An 18034-nucleotide genomic window follows, 5' to 3' on the forward strand; every position below is an offset into this window, starting at 1 on the left:
CGGCGATCACGCCGATGACGGCGAGCACGAATCCGAGGATCGCGAAGCAGGATGCGGAGCTTCACGGGGCAGGGGGTCCTAGTCCGACAGAGTGATGATGGACGCGCCGAGGTCCGCGCCGCCGAGGCTGAACGCGTCGTCGAGCGAGACGAAGGTCGTGAACTTCCCGATGATGCCCTTGCAGGTGCCCTTGCACCCCGCGCCCGGATAGGTCTGGTTGTTCCAGCTCATGCCCGGGAAGTTCCAGCCGAGCACCTGGAAGGCGGCGAAACCGCTGATCGTGTACCAGCCGCTCGACCCGGTGCCGCCCTTGTCGGAGTAGACGGGGAGGAGCACGGTCGTGCCGCCGAGCTTCGACAGCTGGGCGGCGCAGCCGGGGGGCAGGCTGACCCCGGTGCTGCCGGAGACGGGCGCGGGCTTCGTGGTGTCGACCCTCGCCTTGCAGGTGCCCACAGGATCGCGCAGCCAGCCGAATCCGCCGGGGAGGAGCTGTCCGGAGGGGCTCGTGGTCTGGCAGGCGGTGCCGCCGGAGTCGCCGTGCATGCTGATGACCTGGATCGCGCCGTCGAGGCGGAAGACGCACGGCGCGAAGGCGAGGGCGAGAGCGGCCGGACCGGCGGCCGGGCTGCCCCAGGAGGATGCGGCGGACGCGTCCGCCTGCAGGGAGTCGATTCCGAAGACCGGCGCGAACACGGTCGCGAGGGAGCCGGCACCGGTGGCGTCGTCCTCCGCCGATGTCGTGACGCGCACGGACGTGGCGGTCGGGAACGTCGCGGCGGAGCCCGACGCTCCGTCGCCGGCATTGGCGTCGGCGTAGGTCGCGGCGAGCGCGACAGCCGCCGCTTTCACTGCTGTCGTCGTGCAGGGGGTCGTCGCGCAACTCTGCGCCACCGCGAGGGCTGCTGCGTCGGCGCCGTTCTGCAGTTCGGCGCGTTCGACGTTGAGCCGGGCGATGTCGATGGCGAGAGCGGCGCTGGCCAGGACGACGACCATGGCGACCGCGACGACGATCGAGACGGCACCCCGCTCGTCCGCGAGCCCGCGAGTCAGCCGCCGCACCGCATCGCCGCCTTCCCGGTCAAGGTGATGCTGTCGCCGAAGAGACCCGTCATCAACCGGTAGCTGTAGGTGATCGTCGTCGTGCTGCGGGCACCCGCGGTGCAGGTGGCCGGCGAGACGGATATCTGGGCATCGGCGAGGGCGGGGGACAAGTAGAAGGCCGAGTCCTTGACGGCATTTCTCGCCGCCGCGGGATCGTTGTGCAGCGCCATGCTTCTCGCACCCTCTCGGGCGGCATTGGTCAAAGTCGTCTGCGCGGTGAAGAGCAGTGAGAACTCCACTATTCCGACGAGGATGACCATCAGAATAGGGAGGAGTATCGCGAATTCGAGAGCGACAGCACCGTCTTCTTCTCCGAGTCGTCTGTTCATTCGAGACCTCAGGATCGCGAAGACGGGACGGCGTCGCGGGAGAGTGCGACGCCGTCCCTCGGGGGGTGGACTACTCGGCGGCGGGCGCGTCCGGCAGCTCGTCGCTGATGCTCTGGAAGATCCCGGCCAGCTGCGGGCCCAGGAGGACGACGACTCCGATGATGACGACGGCGATCAGGCCCACCAGCAGGCCGTACTCGACAGCGGTCGCGCCCTTCTGCTCTTCGCGCAGGCGGTCTTTCGTCGTGGTGACGAGAGTCTGAAGAGTGATGAGGAGAGAGAGCATGGTGAACCTCCGAGATGGGGTGAGCGAGACCGGTTTACAAGGGAGCAGGAATTCGACGACCCAGTGTGAGACCGATCGTGCGAATACCAGTGGTGCTGCTGCAGAGAAGGGGCCGGATCACGGGGGTGATCGAGAGCCCGCCGAATAGATTCGGCCGTATTCATTTCTGCGGCATCACTGATGATAGAGAGATCACCCGGCTCGTCTCGTACCCTTCCGGGGGACAAAGCACTTGACGATCCGTCCCTCCGCCTCAGGGGAGAGTGCGAGCACCACCACGGCCCCGGCGAGCATCATCGGACCGAAGGGCACCGGCGTCCCGCGCCGGGCGCGACCCGTCAGCAGCAGCACCGCCGCGGCGAGGGCCGCGAGTGCGAACCCGGCGGCGGCGCCCACGAGCAGCTCGTTCCAGCCGCGCGATGCGAGCATCGTGCCGATCACCGCGGCGAACTTCACGTCGCCCATCCCGAGTCCGCCGGGCGAGATCAGCGCCAGCACCAGGTAGACCGCGAACAGCGCCAGCCCGCCCAGCAGTGCGCGGAGCCCGTCCCCCGGCCGTCCATCGACGACGCTCGCGATCAGGACGAGCAGTCCGCCGACCGCGATCGCGGGGACGACTAGGACGTTCGGCAGCAGCCGGTGCCGGAGGTCGATCGAGGACAGGTGCACCCCCACGACCGTGAGGAGCACGAGGGCGGCGAGCACGGCGCTCGGGGGGTTCGTCGCCGTGAGCGCCGCCGCTCCCACGGCGCTCGCGGCTCCGGTCGCCACCGCGACGGCGGGGGAGGAGCGACCGGGCGGCAGGCCCCGCTCGACGCGGGGGACGCGCCGGAGCACGGCGTCGAGGAGGGCCCCCGCGACGAAGGCGACGAGGGCCGAGATCGCGACGAGAGCGGCGGTGGCGGGCATGCGCCCATCCTGCCCGTGTCCTCCACCCGGACTCGGCGCATTCCCGGCTTGGCGGTGCAGACTCGCGGCGGCCGCGCGCGGGAGACCCCGCGGTCCGCCGGCGGTGATACGCCGGCGAGCGGGAGAGCGAGACCGTTCCACCGCCACACGGGAGCCCCTGGCGTGAGACCCCGGGGGGCTCCTCCACTCCCTCCGGATCGCCCCTACTTCACCGAGCCCTCGGTCAGCCCCCTCGCCAGAAGCGCTGCAGCACGACCATCGCGATCGCCAGCGGGATGATCGACAGCAGCACGCCGCCGGTCGTCAGCTCGTAGAACTCGGGCAGGCGGTCGACCTGGCTGAGCCAGTTGTTGAGGCCGAGCGTGATCGGGAACAGCTCGGTGTCCGACAGCATCACCAGCGGCAGGAAGTAGTTGTTCCAGATGCCGACCAGCTGGAAGAGGAACACGGTCACCAGCGCCGGGGTCAGGATGCGCAGCCCCAGGGTGTGGAAGATGCGCAGCTCACTCGCCCCGTCGATCCGCGCCGCCTCGATGATCGCGGTGTCGACCGTCGCCTGCGCGTAGATGCGGCAGAGGAAGAGGCCGAACGGCGAGACCAGCGAGGGGATCAGCACGCTCCAGTAGGTGTTCGCGATGCCCATCTGGCTGAAGAGCAGGAACAGCGGCAGGGCCGTCGCCGTGCCGGGCACGAGCACGCCCGCGAGGATCGTGCCGAAGACGAGGCGGTTGCCCCGGAACTCGTACTTCGCGAGCGCGTAGCCGCCGGCCGCGGCGAGGTACGTCGCGAGCAGGGCGCCGACTCCGGCGTAGAGCACCGAGTTGAGGAACCAGCGGACGAAGATGCCGCCGTCGTAGGTCAGCACCTGGCCCAGGTTGTCCCAGAGGGCGAAGGTCGGGGCGAACCAGAAGCCGTAGGTGGCGAAGAGGTCCTCGGTGGTCTTCGTCGCCGCGACCACGACCCAGTAGACGGGGACGAGGAAGTAGACCGCGACGACCACGAGGATCCCGGTGACGATGATCGTGGAGGCGCGGTTGCGGCCGGCCGAGCGGTCGGGGCCGCGACCCGACTTCACGGGACGGTTCGCGGTGACCACCCCGGTGGTCGTGGGCTGCACGGTGTCGCGCGTCGCCTGGCTCATGAGGACTTCCTGTTCGAGATCGAGAGGAACGTGAAGGAGAGGACGAACGCGACCAGGGCGATCAGCACGGCCTGCGCGGCGGCGACGTTGTAGTCGTTGTAGGCGAAGGCGGTCGTGTAGGCGCTGAGGTTCGGCGTGTACTGGCTGTCGATCGCGGGCGCGACGGTCTTGAGGACCTGGGCCTCGGCGAAGAGCTGCAGGGTGCCGATGATCGAGAAGATCGTGGTCAGCACGAGCGCCGGGCGGATGAGCGGCAGCTGGATGCTGCGCGCGACGCGGAACGTGGACGCTCCGTCGACCTTCGCCGCCTCGTACAGCTCGACCGGGATCGCCTTCAGCTGGGCGACGATGATCAGCATGTTGTAGCCGGTGTAGCTCCACAGCGAGATGTTCGCGATCGACCACAGCACCGAGTCCGCGCCGAGGAAGTCGGGCTCGAGGCCGACCACGTTCGCCGCGTCGATGATCGGGCTGAGCCCGGGGACGTAGAGGAACGACCAGAGGATCGTCGCGATCACTCCGGGCACGCCGTAGGGGAGGAAGTACGCCGCGCGGAAGAAGCCGGGGAACCGGGCCGAGGCCGACTCGAGCATGAGCGCGAGCACGGTGCAGAGCGCGATCATCACCGGCACCTGGACGATGCCGAAGAGGAACATGCGGCCGATCGACGCGATGAAGTTGCCGTCGGCGAGGGCCTGCGCGTAGTTCGAGAACCCGGCGAACTCCGTCGTCACTCCCGCCTCGCCGAAGAGCCCCGAGCGGGTCACCTTCGTGAAGCTCGAGCCGATGGCCACGACGATCGGGAGGAGGAAGGTGAGGACGAACAGGGCGAGGAACGGGGCGAGCAGGATCCACGGGGCGCGCCCCACGGCTCCGTTGCGCTTGCGGTTCCCGGTGTCGCCGGTGGCCGCGATGGCGGCTGCGGCGGGGGAGGTCGTCGTGGTCATGCGGAGGCCTTCCTGATGCTGAGGCCCTTGTTCTCGAAGACCGTGATGATCTGCCTCTCGGCCTCGGCGACCGCGTCGACGAGGCTGGTGCCGGACGCCTTCTTCCGGAAGCCGTCGCTGAGGATGTTGAAGGACTGCTGGGTGACCGGCCACCAGGACCAGTCCGGGTTCTGCTGCTGCGAGGCGGGCACGAGGACCTCCTCGGTGTAGTTCTGGCCCGAGAAGAACTCGCTCGGTCCCTTGCGCGCCGTGCCGATCTCGCCGACCGCGGGAGACCAGCCGATGCCGCTGTTCGCGATCATCGCGTCGATGCCCTCCTGCGAGGTGGTCATCCAGACGGCGAACTCGAGCGCCTCCTTCGGGTGCGCGCTGCTCGCGAAGACGGCGGCCGTCGAGCCGCCGAGGAAGCTCGAGCCGAAGCCCGAGTCGCCCCAGACGGGCATGGGCGCCGCGCGCCATTTGCCCTCGCCACCGCTCACGCCCTGGATGAGCGCGTCGCCCCAGCTGCCCGTGGTGCAGGAGGCGATGCCGCCCGTCGCCGCCGCCGCGAACCACGCGGGGAGTAGGCGCCGTAGCCGGTCTCGACGAGGTCCTGATCGATCGCGGTGTCGAAGAAGGAGGCGACCTGCGTCGTCGCCTCGTCGGTCATGTCGATGACCCAGCCGTCCTCCTCCGCGGTGAGCCACTGCGCACCGGCCTGCGTGGCGAAGGCCGCGAAGACGGAGGCGTCAGCGAGGGGAAGCAGTCGATGTAGGAGTCGGCGCCGCGGAGCTCGGTCGCCACGGCGGCCCAGTCGTCCCACGTGCGCGGCGGCTCGGCGCCCACGCGTCCGAGCACCTCCGGCTGGTAGAAGAAGGCCATCGGACCGCTGTCCTGCGGGATCCCGTAGACGCCCCCGGAGTAGCTGACCTGTCCCCAGAGGGTCGGGTCGTAGAGATCGGCGTAGTCGGCTGCACCGTAGCGGTCGAGGTCGACCAGCCCGTTCACGAGCATGAACTCGGGCAGCGAGCGCAGCGCCGACCTGGCCCAGGTCCGGTCCGCCGCCGGCCGCGAGGGCCGAGTACAGCTTCTGGTAGCCGCCCGCGTTGCCGCCGGGGATCCAGACGGCGTCGACCTGGACGTCCGGATGCGACGCGTTCCAGACGTCGCAGACCTTCTGCAGGTCCTTCAGCCAGGCCCAGTACTGCAGGCGGATCGGTCCGCTCGCGGCCGGGATCGCCGGCGCGGTGTTGACCGAGGTGGTGCCGGGGGTGGCGCAGGCCGCCAGCGTCCCGAGTGCGGCCGAGCCGAGTCCGGCGGCCATGAGCTGTCTCCGTGTGAACGGCTTCACTGTCCCTCACTTCGTCGTGGGTGGGTGCCCGGGAGGTCTCCCGGCCCGGTGGGTCGGACGCTATCACAAAATCGAGTGGCTGCTCGAAATTGGTGGGAGCGCGGTCGGAGCGCGAGGTACGCTGTCCGCCTGAGGGCGGCATCCGCTCTCGCTCACAGTGGAGGGACCCGTCGTGTCTGAGACCGTCGAACCCGTCCGCCCCCGCCGCGGGCCCTACGCCAAGTCGGCGCAGCGCCGCCGCGCGATCATCGAGGCGGCCCATGCGGTCTTCGCCTCCCGCGGCTACGCCCGGGGGTCGCTGCAGGACGTCGCCGACCGGGTCGGCCTCAGCCAGACGAGCCTGCTGCACTACTTCCCGACCAAGACCGACCTGCTGCTGGCGGTGCTCGAGCACCGCGACGAGATCACCGGCGACGGCTCGTCCCCGCCCGACCCCGGCGAGAGCATGGTCGAGGGGATCCTCCGCCAGACCCGCTACAACGAGACGGCACCCGGAGTGATCGAGCTCTACGCGGTGCTCTGCGGCGATTCGACGACGGCGGATCATCCGGGTCGCGAGTTCTTCGCCCGGCGCTTCCGGTCGCTCCGCCAGGGGTACGCCGACGACCTGCGCGCCCTGCAGGCCGAGGGGCGGCTGCGCGAGGGGGCCGACCCCGACCGGGTCGCCGCGTCGATCATCGCGCTGTGGGACGGGATCCAGCTGCAGTGGCTGCTCGAACGCGACGCGGTCGACATGGTCGCGTGCCTGGCGGACTACCTCGACCTGATGGTGTCGCCGCCGCCCCGCTGACCAGGCTCTAGGCTCCGGTCATGGGGACGACCTGGAACGACACCGGCTGGATCTGGATCGGCTTCGCGCTCGTGACCGCGGGCTCGCGGAGCAGAAGGGGCGCTCGCGCTGGCGCTGGTTCGTGCTGGGCCTGCTGCTCGGGCCGCTCGCGCTGGCGCTGGTCGTGATCTGGGCGAGGCCCGAGCCGGGAGTGGTCACGGACGTCCGCTGGAACTTCGCGATCGGAGCGGGGGTCGCGGCCGTCGCGCTGCTGCTCGTGGCGGTGGCGTCGAGCCTGTGGCTCCTGCTCGTGCCGGCGGTACTCGCGGCAGTCGTCGCGGGCCTGCTGGCCTGGCTCAGCCGCCGCGTGCCGTACGAGCGCCTCCCGCGCTGACGGCTGGTGCTCGGATGCGGGGAACCCCGGACCGTCGGGGAACCAGGTGCTCCTGGCGGTCTCGACGGTCCGGGGTTCCCTCGGCGGGTGGAGCCCTACGGCAGCAGGCGCGACGGGCCGCGGAAGAGGTAGGTGACCTCGCGCAGGTTCGCCTGGTGCAGCATCAGCATGATCACGCGGGAGAGGCCCATGCCGAAGCCTCCGTGCGGCAGGACGCCGTAGCGGAAGAAGTCGAGGTAGAAGCCGAGCTCCTCGGGGTCGAGGCCCTTCTCGCGGGCCTGCTCGACGAGCACGTCGACGCGGTGCTCGCGCTGCGCGCCGGTCGAGATCTCGACGCCGTTGTAGATCAGGTCGTAGCTGTTGGTGATCGCCGCGTCGCCCTCTCGGCGCATGTGGTAGAACGGCCGGATGCTCGAGGCGTAGTCGGTCAGGAACACGAAGTCGTGCCCGAACTCCTCCTTCACGTACGCCGCGATGCGGCGCTCGCCCTCGGGATCCATGTCGTCGTCGGCGCGGGGCACCTCGTAGCCGCGCTCGGCGACGATCCGCTTGGCCTCGGCGAGGGGGATGCGCGGGAACGGGGTCGTGGGCACCTCCGAGGTCGATGTCGAAGAGCGCCTTCACCTCGGCGCCGTGCTTCTCGACGACGGCGGTGAGGCCGGCGACCATCAGCTGCTCGTGCAGCTCCATGACGTCCTCGTGCGACTCGATCCACGAGACCTCGGAGTCGACGCTCGTGAACTCGGTGGCGTGACGGGAGGTGAAGCTCGGGTCGGCGCGGAAGGCCGGCCCCACCTCGAACACCTTGCCCAGGCCCTGCGCGGCTGCGCCATCTGCTTGAAGAACTGGGGGCTCTGCGCGAGGTAGGCCTTGGTCTCGAAGTACTCGACCTCGAACAGCTCGGCGCGCGACTCCGACGCGCTCGCCATGAGCTTGGGCGTGTGGATCTCGATGAAGTCGTTGTCGATCCAGTAGGTGCGCAGGGCGTGCTCGAAGGTCGTCTGCACGCGGGCGATGAGGTTCTGCTCCGGGCGGCGGAGGTCGAGGAAGCGCCAGTCCATGCGCTTGTCGATGCCGGAGTCGGGGGCGATGGGCGCCTCGGGGATCGACGCGGCGACGATCTCGAGCGTCTCGAGCTTCACCTCGATGCCGCCGAGCTTCACGCGCTCGTCGTGCTTGAGCTGACCCGTCACCGTGACGAAGGAGCCCTGGGCGAGGCCCGAGATCTCCTCGGTGATCGCGAGCTTCCGCGGCGGCGACCTCGTCGCCCTCCTCGGCCTCGCGGACGGCCGGGTTCACCAGCTGCACGGCGCCGGACTCGTCGCGGAGGACCACGAACTGCACCTTCTTCTGGTCGCGCACGGTCTCGACCCAGCCGGACACGCGGACGGGTCCGTCCTCGAGCGCGGCGAGCTTCTTGACGGTGGTTCGGGGGAGGCGGGTCTCGTCGGTCACGGTAGGGGAGTCTACCCGCGGGGCGGCGAGGCGGCCGAGGGCGACGGGTAGCGTCGGAGCATGAGCACCGCACTGATCACCGGAGCGTCCACCGGCATCGGAGCCGCCTTCGCGCGGGCGTTCGCGAGCCGCGGCTGAGCCTCGTGCTCGTCTCGCGCGACGAGGCCCGGCTCGAGGAGGCGGCCGCAGCGTTCCGCGTGCTCGGCGCCCCGGACGTCGAGGTGCTGCCGGCCGACCTGACCGATCGGGAGCAGGTGGAGCGCATCCGCAGCGGGCTCGTCGATCCGGAGCGGCCGGTGCGGGTGCTCGTCAACAACGCGGGCTTCGGGATCGACGGCAGCTTCTCGGAGCCGGACGTCGCGGCGCAGGACGCGGCGTTCGAGGTGATGGTCCGCTCGGTCGCGGTGCTCTCGGGCGCGGCCGCCGAGGCGATGACCGCACGGGGCCGCGGCGCGATCCTCACCGTGGCGAGCGTCGCGGGCTTCGTGCACCTGGGCCCCTACTCCGCGATCAAGGCGTGGGCGACGGCGTTCGCGCAGTCGCTCGCGGTGGAGCTGCGCGGCACCGGCGTCCGGGCGGCGGCGCTGTGCCCGGGCTGGGTGCGCACCGAGTTCCACGAGCGGGCCGACATGGACACGTCCGCCATCCCCTCCTTCCTCTGGCTCGACGCCGACGCGGTGGTCGAGGAGTTCCTCCGCGACGTGGCCCGCGGTCGGGTCGTCTCGGTGCCGTCGTGGCGCTTCGGGGTGCCGGTCGCCGTGGTGCGGCAGCTGCCGGACGCCCTCGTGCGCCGGCTGTCGGCGGCGGTGCTGGCCCGCCGCTGAGCACGTCGCGCTGAGCACCCGTTCAGCGTCCGCCCAGGACTGCCGTTCCCGGCGTTCCCCCACGCGGCGTTCCGTACACTTGACGCTCGTGGTTGCCGATCAGATCCATCTCGTGCGGCACGGCGAGGTGTTCAACCCCGACCGGGTCCTCTACGGACGACTCCCGAGCTTCCGACTCTCGGACCTGGGCCACCGGATGGCCCGCGCGGCGGCCGACGACCTGCTCGAGCGGCGCCGTCACGTGACGACGCTCGTCGCCTCCCCGCTCCAGCGCACGCAGGAGTCGGCGCAGCCGATCTCGCAGGCGTTCGAGCTCGAGATCACCAGCGACCCGCGGGTGATCGAGCCGAGCAACCGCTTCGAGGGCAAGTCGCTCGCGGCGCGCAGCTCGGCACTGCGCAACCCGAAGCACTGGCCGTGGCTGCGCAACCCGTTCGAGCCCAGCTGGGGCGAGCCCTACCTCTCGATCTCGGCGCGCATGTACGCGGCGATCGAGTCGGCCTGGCAGGGCACCGCCGAGGGCGACGCCGTGATCGTCAGCCACCAGCTCCCGATCTGGACCGTGCACCGCGCCCTCGCGGGGAGCGGCTCTTCCACGACCCGCGCAAGCGCCGCTGCGCGCTCTCGAGCATCACCACGATCGAGCGCCGCGGCGACGGCTTCGTCGAGGTCGGCTACACCGATCCCGCCGCGGGCCTCCAGGGCCTCGCGACCGACGTGGGCGCCGTCTGATGCGCCGACGCCTGCTCTCCGTGTCCGCTCTCGCCCTCGTCGCGGCCGTCGTGCTGGACCGGCTGCACCCGCGACCAGCTCGCGGAGGACTACCGCAAGGGCGACAACAAGGGCTACATCTCGGGCGACGGCACGATCACCGAGATCGACGAGGCCGACCGCTCCGATCCGATCGTGTTCGCGGGCACCGATGAGAACGGCGAGGCGGTCGATTCGGCGGACCTCGCCGGCCGGGTCGTCGTCGTCAACTTCTGGTACGCGAGCTGCGCCCCTGCCGGGCGGAGGCGGCCGACCTCGAGTCGGTGAACGCCGAGTACGCGGGCCAGGACGTCTCGTTCGTCGGCGTCAACGTGCGCGACCAGGCTCCCCAGGCCGCCGCCTTCGCGAAGACCCACGGCATCACCTACCCCTCGATCGTCGACGTCGACGGATCCGCGCAGCTCGCCTTCAGCGGCACCGTGCCGCCGAACGCGGTCCCCACCACGCTCGTGCTCGACCGCGAGCACCGCGTGGCCTCGCGGATCCTCGGTCAGCTGCAGGAGGCGTCGATCCTGTCGACCCTCGTCGGCGACACGCTCGCGGACGCGGAGTAGCGCCGTGGGCGAGATCGTCATCAGCGGTCAGCTGCTGCTCGCGGTGCCGATCGCGCTCCTCGCGGGGCTCGTGTCGTTCGCCTCGCCCTGCGTGCTGCCGCTCGTGCCCGGCTACCTCGCGTACGTCGGCGGCTTCACCGACGCCGACGAGCGCCGCGCCCGCGGCCGCAGCCGGGTGCTGCTGGGCGTGCTGCTCTTCGTGCTGGGCTTCTCCCTCGTGTTCGTGCTCTACGGAGCGGCCGCCGGGTCGATCGGATTCTGGATGAGCCGCTACAGCGACGTCATCACGCGCGTCCTCGGCGTCGTCGTCATCGCGATGGGCCTCGTGTTCGTGGGCCAGTTCTCGTTCCTCCAGCGGACGCTGCGCCCGAGCATCCGCCCCGCGACCGGCCTCATCGGCGCTCCGCTGCTGGGCATCGTGTTCGGCATCGGCTGGACGCCGTGCCTGGGCCCCACTCTCAGCTCGATCCTCGCGCTGGGCCTGGAGTGCGGGCTCGCCCTGGCGGGGGCGCTGCTCGCGCTGATGTACTGCCTGGGCCTCGGCCTCCCGTTCCTCCTGGTCGCCTTCGGCTTCAGCTGGGTCACCTCGACCCTCGCATTCGTGAAGCGCCACATCCGCGCGGTCAACATCATCGGCGGCGTCGCGCTCGTGGTCATCGGACTCCTGATGGTCACCGGCGTCTGGAACGCCCTCGTCTACGGAGCCCTCGGCGAGGTGATCTATGGCTTCCAGCCCGCGATCTGAGCGCGGTGACGTCGACGAGCAGAAGCGCGCCGACGCGAACTTCCGCCCGTCCGACCACTACGACTCCGCTGCCGACACGATCACGCAGCCCACGCTCGGCCTCGTCGGCTGGCTGCGCTGGATGTGGCGCCAGCTCACGAGCATGCGCACGGCGCTGTTCCTCCTCCTGCTGCTGGCGATCGCGGCCGTGCCGGGCTCGCTCGTGCCGCAGCGCTCCTCCGACCCCAACGGCGTCACCCAGTACTTCGTCGACAACCCCGATCTGGCGCCCCTGCTCGACCGGGTGCAGGCCTTCGACACCTACGTCGGCCTGGTTCTCGAGCATCTACCTGCTGCTGTTCGTCTCGCTCATCGGCTGCATCATCCCGCGCACCAAGCACCACTTCGAGGCGATGCGCTCGCGCCCGCCGAAGACGCCGGTGCGCCTGCAGCGGCTCGCGGGCTACACCGTCCGCGAGGTCGAGGATGCGACGGCCGAGGAGGCGGTCGCCTCCGCCGACGCCGTGCTGCGCCGCGCCGGGTACCGCGTCGAGCACTACGACGACTCCCGCGGGCGCTGGAGCAGCGTGTCGGCCGAGCGCGGATACCTCCGCGAGACCGGGAACCCTCGTGTTCCACTCCGCTCTCGTCGGGATCCTGCTGGCCGTGGGCATCGGCGGCGGCTTCGGCTACAGCGGCCAGCGCGTGCTCGTCGAGGGCGGCCAGGGCTTCGCGAACAATCTCGCGGCCTACGACTCGTTCAACCCGGGGCGCTTCTTCGACAGCGGCTCGCTGGACCCGTACCAGCTGACCCTCGACGGGCTCGACGTGGAGTACGTCACGGAGCCGGGCGACGCGTTCGGGCAGCCGATCGACTTCACCGCGAACGTCACGACCACCGAGCGCGGCGGCGGCAGCGAGGAGCGGACCGTCAAGGTCAACGAGCCGCTGGCGATCGGCGGCACCAACGTCTACCTGCTCGGCAACGGCTACGCCCCGACCATCACGGTGCGCGACCCGTCCGGCACGGCGATCTTCACCGACTCGGTGCCGTTCCTCCCGACCGATGCGAACCTGACCTCCGTCGAGAGTGGTGAAGGTGACGGACGGACTCGCCGAGCAGATCGGCATGACCGGCTTCTTCTACCCTACGCAGCAGGAGGGCGCGACCGGCGCGTCGTCGTCCATCTTCCCGGACCTGCAGTACCCCGTGCTCTCGCTCAACGTGTTCGCCGGGAACCTGGGCCTGGACGAGGGCGTGCCCACGTCGGTCTACGTGCTCAACACCGACACGCTCACCCGCCTCACCGGCGGCGACACCGGGGTGGCGTCGCTGACGCTCAAGCCGGGGGAGACGGTCGACCTGCCGGACGGCCTGGGCACCGTGACCTTCGAGAACGTGGGAGCCGATCCGGACGTCGTCGGGACCGACAGCGTGCGCCGGTTCGCGTCGTTCGACATCCACCACGACGCCACCCAGGGCTGGGTGCTGGTCCTTCGCGATCCTCGTGCTCGCGGGCCTGCTCACGTCGCTGTTCGTGCCGCGCCGGCGGGTCTGGATGAAGGCGACGCCCGCCGAGGACGGCGGGCTGCGGCTCGAGTACGCGGGGCTCGCCCGCGGCGAGGATCCGCAGCTGGTGCGCGCGGTGCGCACGATCGCCGATCGGCACGCTCCGCTCGACTGAGAGCCTGCCGGGGGAGGCCGAACCTGTGCATCCGTGCAGGGGCGGTTCGAAGGAGCGTCGCCTATCCTTGTCCGGTGATCGAGACCCTCTCCCAGTACTCGGTGCTGACCCTGTCCTCGGCGATGGGCGTCTACGCCCTCGCCTTCATCTTCTTCGCGATCGACCTGGCCCGCCGGTCCTCGCTCGCGGACGGGGAGTCGCTCGGGGTCGTCCAGGAGGCCGAGCGGGTCGCCTCCGTCGCCGCCGCCGACAGGGCCGCGAGCGGCAGGGCCACCGTGGCGTCCGGAGGGACGGGCCGTCCCACCGCGACGCTCTCGCGCTTGGGCAGCCGTGTCGAGGACGAGGTCTACAACGCCCCCGCGCGCTCCAAGACCATGCGCATCGGCTTCTCGCTGACACTGCTGGCCTTCGTGCTGCACGCCGCCGCCGCGGTGCTGCGCGGAGTGGCGGCGGGCCGCGTGCCGTGGGCCAACATGTACGAGTTCTCGCTCACGGGCACGCTCATCATCATCGGTGTGTTCCTCGTCGTCCAGCTGCGCTGGGACCTCCGCTTCCTCGGCGCCTTCATCACCGGTCTCGTGCTGGTGCTGCTGGGCATCGCGACGGTCAACTACTACGTGGCCGTCGTGCCGCTCCCGCCGGCACTGCAGTCGTACTGGCTCGTGATCCACGTGCTCGTCGCGATCCTCGGCACCGCGTTCTTCGCCCTGGGCTTCGCGCTGTCGGTCACGCAGCTGCTGCAGGCCCGCCGCGAGGGGGCGGAGGAGAACCCGCGCTCCGTCCTGCGGTTCCTGAAGACCCTGCCCAGCGCGCTCACGCTCGAGAACCTCGCGTACCGCGTCACCATCATCGGCTTCATCCTCTGGACCTTCACGCTCATCGCCGGCGCCGTCTGGGCCGAGAAGGCGTGGGGCCGCTACTGGGGCTGGGACACCAAGGAGGTCTGGACCTTCATCATCTGGACCATCTACGCCGGCTACATCCACGCCCGGGCGACCCGCGGCTGGCGCGGCACCCCGTCGGCCTGGCTCGCGATCATCGGCTTCGCGGCCGTGATGTTCAACTTCGGCGTGGTGAACGTGTTCTTCAAGGGGCTCCACGCGTACTCCGGACTGGACACCGGAATGTAGCTCGAGCAGCACGAACGAGGCCGAGAGCCCCGGGTCACCGCAGTCCTGCGGATCCGGGGCTCTCGGCCTTCGTCGTGCAGGCGTCCCGGCGTCAGGCGTTCGAGACGATCACGTCGACGAGGTGCGGAGCGAATGGGTCGTCGAGGGCGAGCACGAAGCGCGTGCGCGAGCCCTCCGGATGCACGTCGCGGTAGATGCCGCGGAGGTCGGGGATCGTCTGCCCGCGGCCGGGGCCACGGGTGGCGTCGACCTCGACGGGGACGCGCGGGGCGGAGGCGACTCCGACCGCGTCGAGGGCGATCGCGGCGGCCATCGGGTCGTGCATCGCGGCGGTGCGCTCGCCGAAGTGGCCGACGTAGAAGTCGAAGTAGTAGTCGAGCGCCTGCCCGATCGCCTCCGAGAGCGGATCCCCCGACTGGAGCAGGATCGCGCGGTGCTCCTGGGTCATCAGGTGCCGCATGGTGACGTCGAGCGGCACGAGGGTGAGGTCCCAGTCGGCGGCGACGACCTCGGCGGCCGCGGCCGGGTCGTGCCAGATGTTCGCCTCCGCCACGGCGGTCACGTTGCCGGGGACCAGGGCGGCGCCGCCCATGACGGTGACGGAGTGCAGCAGTCCCGGCAGCTCCGGGTGCTTGCGCAGCGCGAGGGCGATGTTCGTCAGAGGGCCGACCGCGATCAGCCGCAGCTCGCCCTCGTGCTCGCGGGCGAGGCGGAGGAGGAGATCGGCCGGGTCCTCCTCGACCGGGTCGGCACCCTGCGGCAGCTCGACGCCGCCGATGCCGTTCTCGCCGTGCACGTGCGGGGAGCCGCCGGAGTAGGGCTCCTCGAGGAAGTCGTGGGCGCCGACGGCGACGGGGACGTCGGTGCGACCGGCGAGGGCGAGCAGGCCGAGGCTGTTCACCGCCGCCCGGCGGGCATCGGTGTTGCCGCTGACCGTGCTGATGCCGACGAGGTCGGCGAGGGGGACCGCAGCAGGTAGGCGAGGGCGAGGGAGTCGTCGATGCCGGTGTCGCAGTCGAGGAAGACGGGGACGGTGGGTGCGGTCACGGGGCTCCGATGCTCGAGGAGGAGGGGTTCGGCCCGGGCATCGGCGACCGGGCCGCTCCATTCTCGCGCAGTGCACCACTCGGTTCACGCCGGCGGGTCGGCTGCGCGCTCGCGGGCGAGCGACAGCGCCCGGACGACGTGCGGCGACCACCGCTCGAGGGACGCCCGCTCCTCGGCGAGGCGGGGCACCTTGACCCACTCGCGGAGCGTCCGGCGGCCCATCACCACCGGCAGAGCGCTGCCGTCGGCGACGAGGTCGAGCGTCTCCTCCCGGGTCAGCTTCACCACCAGGTGCTCGTCACCGCCGAGGAAGCAGACGATGACCCCCTGGAACCGGATCGCGGGGGCGCCGAACATCGTCGCGATGTCGACACCGTCGATCCCGCTCGCCTCGATCAGGTCCTCGAGGAGGGCGCGCCGGTGCGCGAGGGTGCCGCCCGGTCCGGTGCTCATGCCGCGAGGGTAGCGCCGCGCCGCCTCCGGGCGCAGGCCGTGCGGGATCAGAGGAGGTCGTACGCCCCACGGAGCCGGTCGCGCCACCAGGCGAGACGGTCCGGAGAGACGGCGTGCCGCACGAGCAGCTCCTCCGAGACCTCGACGCGCTCGACGGGGATCGCGCCGTCGACGGGTCGCAGCGGCCGCTCGGTGACGTCGGCGGCGAGGAGGAGGCGGTCCCGAGTCCGCAGTCGTACGGCAGCTCGGGCAGCGCGGCGGCGAGGGCGGCACCCATCGCGAGTCCGACCGAGCTGTCGAGAGCGCTCGACACGACGGCCGGCAGTCCGGCCTCGGCGGTGATCGCCAGGGCGCGGTGCACGCCTCCGAGCGGCTGCGCCTTCACCACCAGCAGGTCGGCGGCTCCGGCTCGCGCGACGGCGAGCGGATCCGCGGCCTTGCGCACGCTCTCGTCGGCGGCGACGGGGATGCCCATGTACTTCACGCGCTTCCGGAGCTGCGCGAGCTCGTCGACGCTCGCGCACGGCTGCTCGACGTACTCGAGGTCGTACTCGGCGAGGGCGTGCACCGCGTGCTCGGCCTCGTCGACGTTCCAGCCGCCGTTGGCGTCGACCCGGATGCGCCCCTCGGGACCGAGGACCCGGCGCACCTCGGCGACGCGCGCGACGTCGTCGGCGAGGGTCTGCCCGCGCTCGGCGACCTTCACCTTGGCCGTGCGGCAGCCGTGGTAGCTCGCGAGGATCGCCGCGACCTCGTCCACGCGGACGGCCGGCACGGTCGCGTTCACCGGGATGCGGTCGCGCAGCGGCGCCGGCAGCGGGGTCCAGCCGTAGTCGAGGGCCGCGCGCAGCCAGGCGGCCGACTCCTCGGCGCCGTACTCGAGGAACGGCGAGAACTCGGTCCACCCCTCAGGTCCGCGCACCAGCGCGATCTCGCGGTGGTCGACTCCCCGGAACCGCGTCAGCAGGGGCAGAGCGACGACGCGGAGTCCCGCGTCGACCTCGTCGAGGGTGGGGAGGGCACGGGTGGGCACGACGTCGTCCATGCCGCCATCATCCTCCGCACCGGCTGCGCGGTCGCCCGGACGCCCCGCTCCCGGGCTCCGTGCAGTGCGTGCAAGACTGGCGCGCAGCCGCTCGACCCCCGGAGGAACGCGATGAGCCAGGTCCCGATGAGCCCGCCGCCGGTCGCTCCGCCCGGGCCCGGGCGCACCCCGCTCGGTGCGGGCGCCTGGGTCGCGATCGCGATCAGCGGTGTCCTCGGGCTCGTCTACACCGGCGTGCTCGCCACGCTCCTGGCGGTCGGCGTCGGCCTCGCGGTCGACGCCGCGGAGCCGGCGGCGACGAGCGTCCCCGCTCCCGGGGGCTCGGAGGAGCCGTTCGGCGAGGGCGACCCGTTCGGCGACGACGACTCCGGCGACCCGTTCGGCGACGACTCCGGCGACCCGACCGATCCCCTCTACGGCTACCCCGGCTACGAGGAGGGCGACGCCGCCTCCGTGCTGGACCAGCCCTCCGCCGAGGAGGCGATCGCACTCTCGGAGCAGGCCGTCGCCGCGGTGGAGGCGGCCGTCCTCGGAGAGTGGGAATCTGCCGACGACGAGTACTACGAGCGCTCCGAGAACGCCTACGGCGGCCCGTCCCTGCTCGTCGACTACCTCTCGGCGACCGGCTACGCCGAGGCCGACCTCTCGACCGACGCCGACAAGCAGGCCGTGGTCGACCGCTTCACCGCCGCGCTCGCCCCCCTCGGCTTCGACTCGATCGACATCGCGGACGCGCCGTCCGAGTGGTCGGAGGTCGGCTACACCCTCCCCGGCGAGCTGAGCGACGAGGAGGCGCGGGCGGCACTCTGGGTCGTCACCGCCTCCTCCACCGACCGGCTCGTGCCGGCGGTCGAGCTGGGGCTCGTCGACCTCGACTCCGATGCGAGCGGCGAGGTGGAGGCGATGCTGAACGATGTCGGCCTGAGCCCGGCGCCGAGCGGTGCATTCCTGGCCGGCTACGCGAGCGGAGGTGCTCGAGTCGGGCGACCGCGCCGAGTTCACCGCTCGGATGGAGGAGTTCGGCGGCATCGCGACCGCCTGACGACGCCGCGCTATCCGCATCCGCCCGCCCCCGCAAGCCCAGGTCCGCCGCAGGCGTCCCGCCTAGCGTGAGGGCATGGCGGAACCCCGAGCGACCAG

18 protein-coding genes and 8 pseudogenes are annotated in these 18034 nt (G+C 71.2%); 14 read left to right on the top strand and 12 right to left on the bottom strand.

The window, feature by feature from the left end; genetic code table 11:
- Positions 1–78: 78 nt before the first annotated feature.
- The 7 genes and pseudogenes from AC0CII_RS21175 to AC0CII_RS21205 form a co-directional block, all read right to left on the bottom strand.
- On the bottom strand, positions 79–1059 hold the full coding sequence (locus tag AC0CII_RS21175) for a pilus assembly protein TadG-related protein (RefSeq protein ID WP_465230561.1): 981 nt from the start codon (positions 1057–1059) through the stop codon (positions 79–81).
- On the bottom strand, positions 1047–1430 hold the full coding sequence (locus AC0CII_RS21180; RefSeq protein ID WP_465226550.1) for a TadE/TadG family type IV pilus assembly protein: 384 nt from the start codon (positions 1428–1430) through the stop codon (positions 1047–1049). The genes AC0CII_RS21175 and AC0CII_RS21180 overlap by 13 nt, the downstream gene beginning before the upstream one ends.
- A 70-nt stretch (positions 1431–1500) precedes the next feature.
- The gene (locus tag AC0CII_RS21185; RefSeq protein WP_465226549.1) at positions 1501–1716 is read right to left on the bottom strand and encodes a Flp family type IVb pilin; all 216 of its coding nucleotides are present in this window, start codon (positions 1714–1716) and stop codon (positions 1501–1503) included.
- A 192-nt stretch (positions 1717–1908) separates the two neighbouring features.
- Positions 1909–2625, bottom strand: coding sequence for a prepilin peptidase (locus tag AC0CII_RS21190; RefSeq protein ID WP_465230562.1), 717 nt, complete (start codon positions 2623–2625; stop codon positions 1909–1911).
- A 203-nt stretch (positions 2626–2828) separates the two neighbouring features.
- Positions 2829–3766: pseudogene (locus AC0CII_RS21195) on the bottom strand (carbohydrate ABC transporter permease).
- Positions 3763–4713, bottom strand: coding sequence for a carbohydrate ABC transporter permease (locus AC0CII_RS21200; RefSeq protein ID WP_207405480.1), 951 nt, complete (start codon positions 4711–4713; stop codon positions 3763–3765). The pseudogene AC0CII_RS21195 and the gene AC0CII_RS21200 overlap by 4 nt, the downstream one beginning before the upstream one ends.
- Positions 4710–6043, bottom strand: a pseudogene (locus tag AC0CII_RS21205) (ABC transporter substrate-binding protein). The gene AC0CII_RS21200 and the pseudogene AC0CII_RS21205 overlap by 4 nt, the downstream one beginning before the upstream one ends.
- Before the next feature lie 172 nt (positions 6044–6215).
- On the opposite strand from AC0CII_RS21205, the gene AC0CII_RS21210 reads away from it, so the two are divergent.
- From AC0CII_RS21210 to AC0CII_RS21220, 3 genes are read left to right on the top strand one after another with little or no spacing between them, the layout of a single operon-like run.
- Positions 6216–6833 (top strand): TetR/AcrR family transcriptional regulator, encoded by a 618-nt coding sequence (locus AC0CII_RS21210; protein ID WP_465226545.1) that lies wholly within the window; start codon positions 6216–6218, stop codon positions 6831–6833.
- A 20-nt stretch (positions 6834–6853) separates the two neighbouring features.
- A complete protein-coding gene (locus AC0CII_RS21215; protein ID WP_465230563.1) occupies positions 6854–7000 on the top strand; it encodes a hypothetical protein in 147 nt (48 codons plus the stop codon).
- The gene (locus AC0CII_RS21220; RefSeq protein ID WP_465230564.1) at positions 6955–7206 is read left to right on the top strand and encodes a hypothetical protein; all 252 of its coding nucleotides are present in this window, start codon (positions 6955–6957) and stop codon (positions 7204–7206) included. Before AC0CII_RS21215 ends, AC0CII_RS21220 begins: the two co-directional genes overlap by 46 nt.
- 95 nt (positions 7207–7301) lie before the next feature.
- On the opposite strand, the pseudogene aspS reads toward AC0CII_RS21220, so the two are convergent.
- Positions 7302–8661: pseudogene (gene aspS, locus AC0CII_RS21225) on the bottom strand (aspartate--tRNA(Asn) ligase).
- 143 nt (positions 8662–8804) lie between these two features.
- Here aspS and AC0CII_RS21230 point away from each other — a divergent pair.
- The 10 genes and pseudogenes from AC0CII_RS21230 to ccsB all read left to right on the top strand — a co-directional run bounded on the left by AC0CII_RS21230 (position 8805) and on the right by ccsB (position 14349).
- Positions 8805–9485, top strand: coding sequence for an SDR family NAD(P)-dependent oxidoreductase (locus AC0CII_RS21230; protein WP_465230565.1), 681 nt, complete (start codon positions 8805–8807; stop codon positions 9483–9485).
- Positions 9486–9573: 88 nt separating this feature from the next.
- Positions 9574–10217, top strand: a pseudogene (locus AC0CII_RS21235) (histidine phosphatase family protein).
- Positions 10217–10411 carry a hypothetical protein gene (locus AC0CII_RS21240; RefSeq protein ID WP_465230566.1) on the top strand — a complete coding sequence of 65 codons (195 nt, stop codon included), beginning with the start codon at positions 10217–10219 and terminating at the stop codon, positions 10409–10411. The pseudogene AC0CII_RS21235 and the gene AC0CII_RS21240 overlap by 1 nt, the downstream one beginning before the upstream one ends.
- 108 nt (positions 10412–10519) lie before the next feature.
- Entirely contained in the window at positions 10520–10810 is a 291-nt protein-coding gene (locus AC0CII_RS21245) for a TlpA family protein disulfide reductase (RefSeq protein WP_465230567.1), read from the top strand.
- A 4-nt stretch (positions 10811–10814) separates the two neighbouring features.
- Positions 10815–11555 carry a cytochrome c biogenesis CcdA family protein gene (locus AC0CII_RS21250; RefSeq protein ID WP_465230568.1) on the top strand — a complete coding sequence of 247 codons (741 nt, stop codon included), beginning with the start codon at positions 10815–10817 and terminating at the stop codon, positions 11553–11555.
- A gap of 142 nt (positions 11556–11697) precedes the next feature.
- A pseudogene (locus AC0CII_RS21255) lies at positions 11698–11799 on the top strand (cytochrome c biogenesis ResB family protein); the annotation flags it as partial.
- 118 nt (positions 11800–11917) lie between these two features.
- Positions 11918–12085: pseudogene (locus AC0CII_RS21260) on the top strand (cytochrome c biogenesis ResB family protein); the annotation flags it as partial.
- A pseudogene (locus AC0CII_RS21265) lies at positions 12021–12951 on the top strand (cytochrome c biogenesis ResB family protein); the annotation flags it as partial. The pseudogenes AC0CII_RS21260 and AC0CII_RS21265, both read left to right, overlap by 65 nt.
- Positions 12952–13072: 121 nt before the next feature.
- Positions 13073–13219, top strand: a complete 147-nt coding sequence (locus tag AC0CII_RS21270) for a hypothetical protein (RefSeq protein ID WP_465231044.1) — start codon at positions 13073–13075, stop codon at positions 13217–13219.
- Between the two features lie 74 nt (positions 13220–13293).
- Positions 13294–14349 carry a c-type cytochrome biogenesis protein CcsB gene (ccsB, locus tag AC0CII_RS21275; protein ID WP_465226538.1) on the top strand — a complete coding sequence of 352 codons (1056 nt, stop codon included), beginning with the start codon at positions 13294–13296 and terminating at the stop codon, positions 14347–14349.
- Positions 14350–14440: 91 nt separating this feature from the next.
- Here ccsB and AC0CII_RS21280 read toward each other — a convergent pair whose 3' ends face one another.
- From AC0CII_RS21280 to AC0CII_RS21295, 4 genes and pseudogenes are all read right to left on the bottom strand, one after another.
- Positions 14441–15292: a nucleoside hydrolase gene (locus AC0CII_RS21280; protein ID WP_465231045.1), complete on the bottom strand. Its 852-nt coding sequence runs from the start codon at positions 15290–15292 to the stop codon at positions 14441–14443.
- A complete protein-coding gene (locus AC0CII_RS21285) occupies positions 15247–15396 on the bottom strand; it encodes a hypothetical protein (RefSeq protein ID WP_465231144.1) in 150 nt (49 codons plus the stop codon). The genes AC0CII_RS21280 and AC0CII_RS21285 overlap by 46 nt, the downstream gene beginning before the upstream one ends.
- An 84-nt stretch (positions 15397–15480) precedes the next feature.
- Positions 15481–15849: a hypothetical protein gene (locus tag AC0CII_RS21290; RefSeq protein WP_465226536.1), complete on the bottom strand. Its 369-nt coding sequence runs from the start codon at positions 15847–15849 to the stop codon at positions 15481–15483.
- 47 nt (positions 15850–15896) lie between these two features.
- A pseudogene (locus AC0CII_RS21295) lies at positions 15897–16894 on the bottom strand (o-succinylbenzoate synthase).
- Positions 16895–17005: 111 nt separating this feature from the next.
- On the opposite strand from AC0CII_RS21295, the gene AC0CII_RS21300 reads away from it, so the two are divergent.
- Entirely contained in the window at positions 17006–18007 is a 1002-nt protein-coding gene (locus AC0CII_RS21300; protein ID WP_465230569.1) for a hypothetical protein, read from the top strand.
- Positions 18008–18034: the final 27 nt, after the last annotated feature.

The organism is Rathayibacter sp. AC182, assembly GCF_979253875.1.

What these genes read in the sequence shown, in the direction of transcription:
- AC0CII_RS21180 (WP_465226550.1), bottom strand. Translation starts at nt 1,430, where the DNA reads ATGAACAGACGACTCGGAGAAGAAGACGGTGCTGTCGCTCTCGAATTC.
- AC0CII_RS21185 (WP_465226549.1), bottom strand. Translation starts at nt 1,716, where the DNA reads ATGCTCTCTCTCCTCATCACTCTTCAGACTCTCGTCACCACGACGAAA.
- AC0CII_RS21190 (WP_465230562.1), bottom strand. Translation starts at nt 2,625, where the DNA reads ATGCCCGCCACCGCCGCTCTCGTCGCGATCTCGGCCCTCGTCGCCTTC.
- AC0CII_RS21200 (WP_207405480.1), bottom strand. Translation starts at nt 4,713, where the DNA reads ATGACCACGACGACCTCCCCCGCCGCAGCCGCCATCGCGGCCACCGGC.
- AC0CII_RS21215 (WP_465230563.1), top strand. Translation starts at nt 6,854, where the DNA reads ATGGGGACGACCTGGAACGACACCGGCTGGATCTGGATCGGCTTCGCG.
- AC0CII_RS21240 (WP_465230566.1), top strand. Translation starts at nt 10,217, where the DNA reads ATGCGCCGACGCCTGCTCTCCGTGTCCGCTCTCGCCCTCGTCGCGGCC.
- AC0CII_RS21290 (WP_465226536.1), bottom strand. Translation starts at nt 15,849, where the DNA reads ATGAGCACCGGACCGGGCGGCACCCTCGCGCACCGGCGCGCCCTCCTC.
- AC0CII_RS21300 (WP_465230569.1), top strand. Translation starts at nt 17,006, where the DNA reads ATGAGCCAGGTCCCGATGAGCCCGCCGCCGGTCGCTCCGCCCGGGCCC.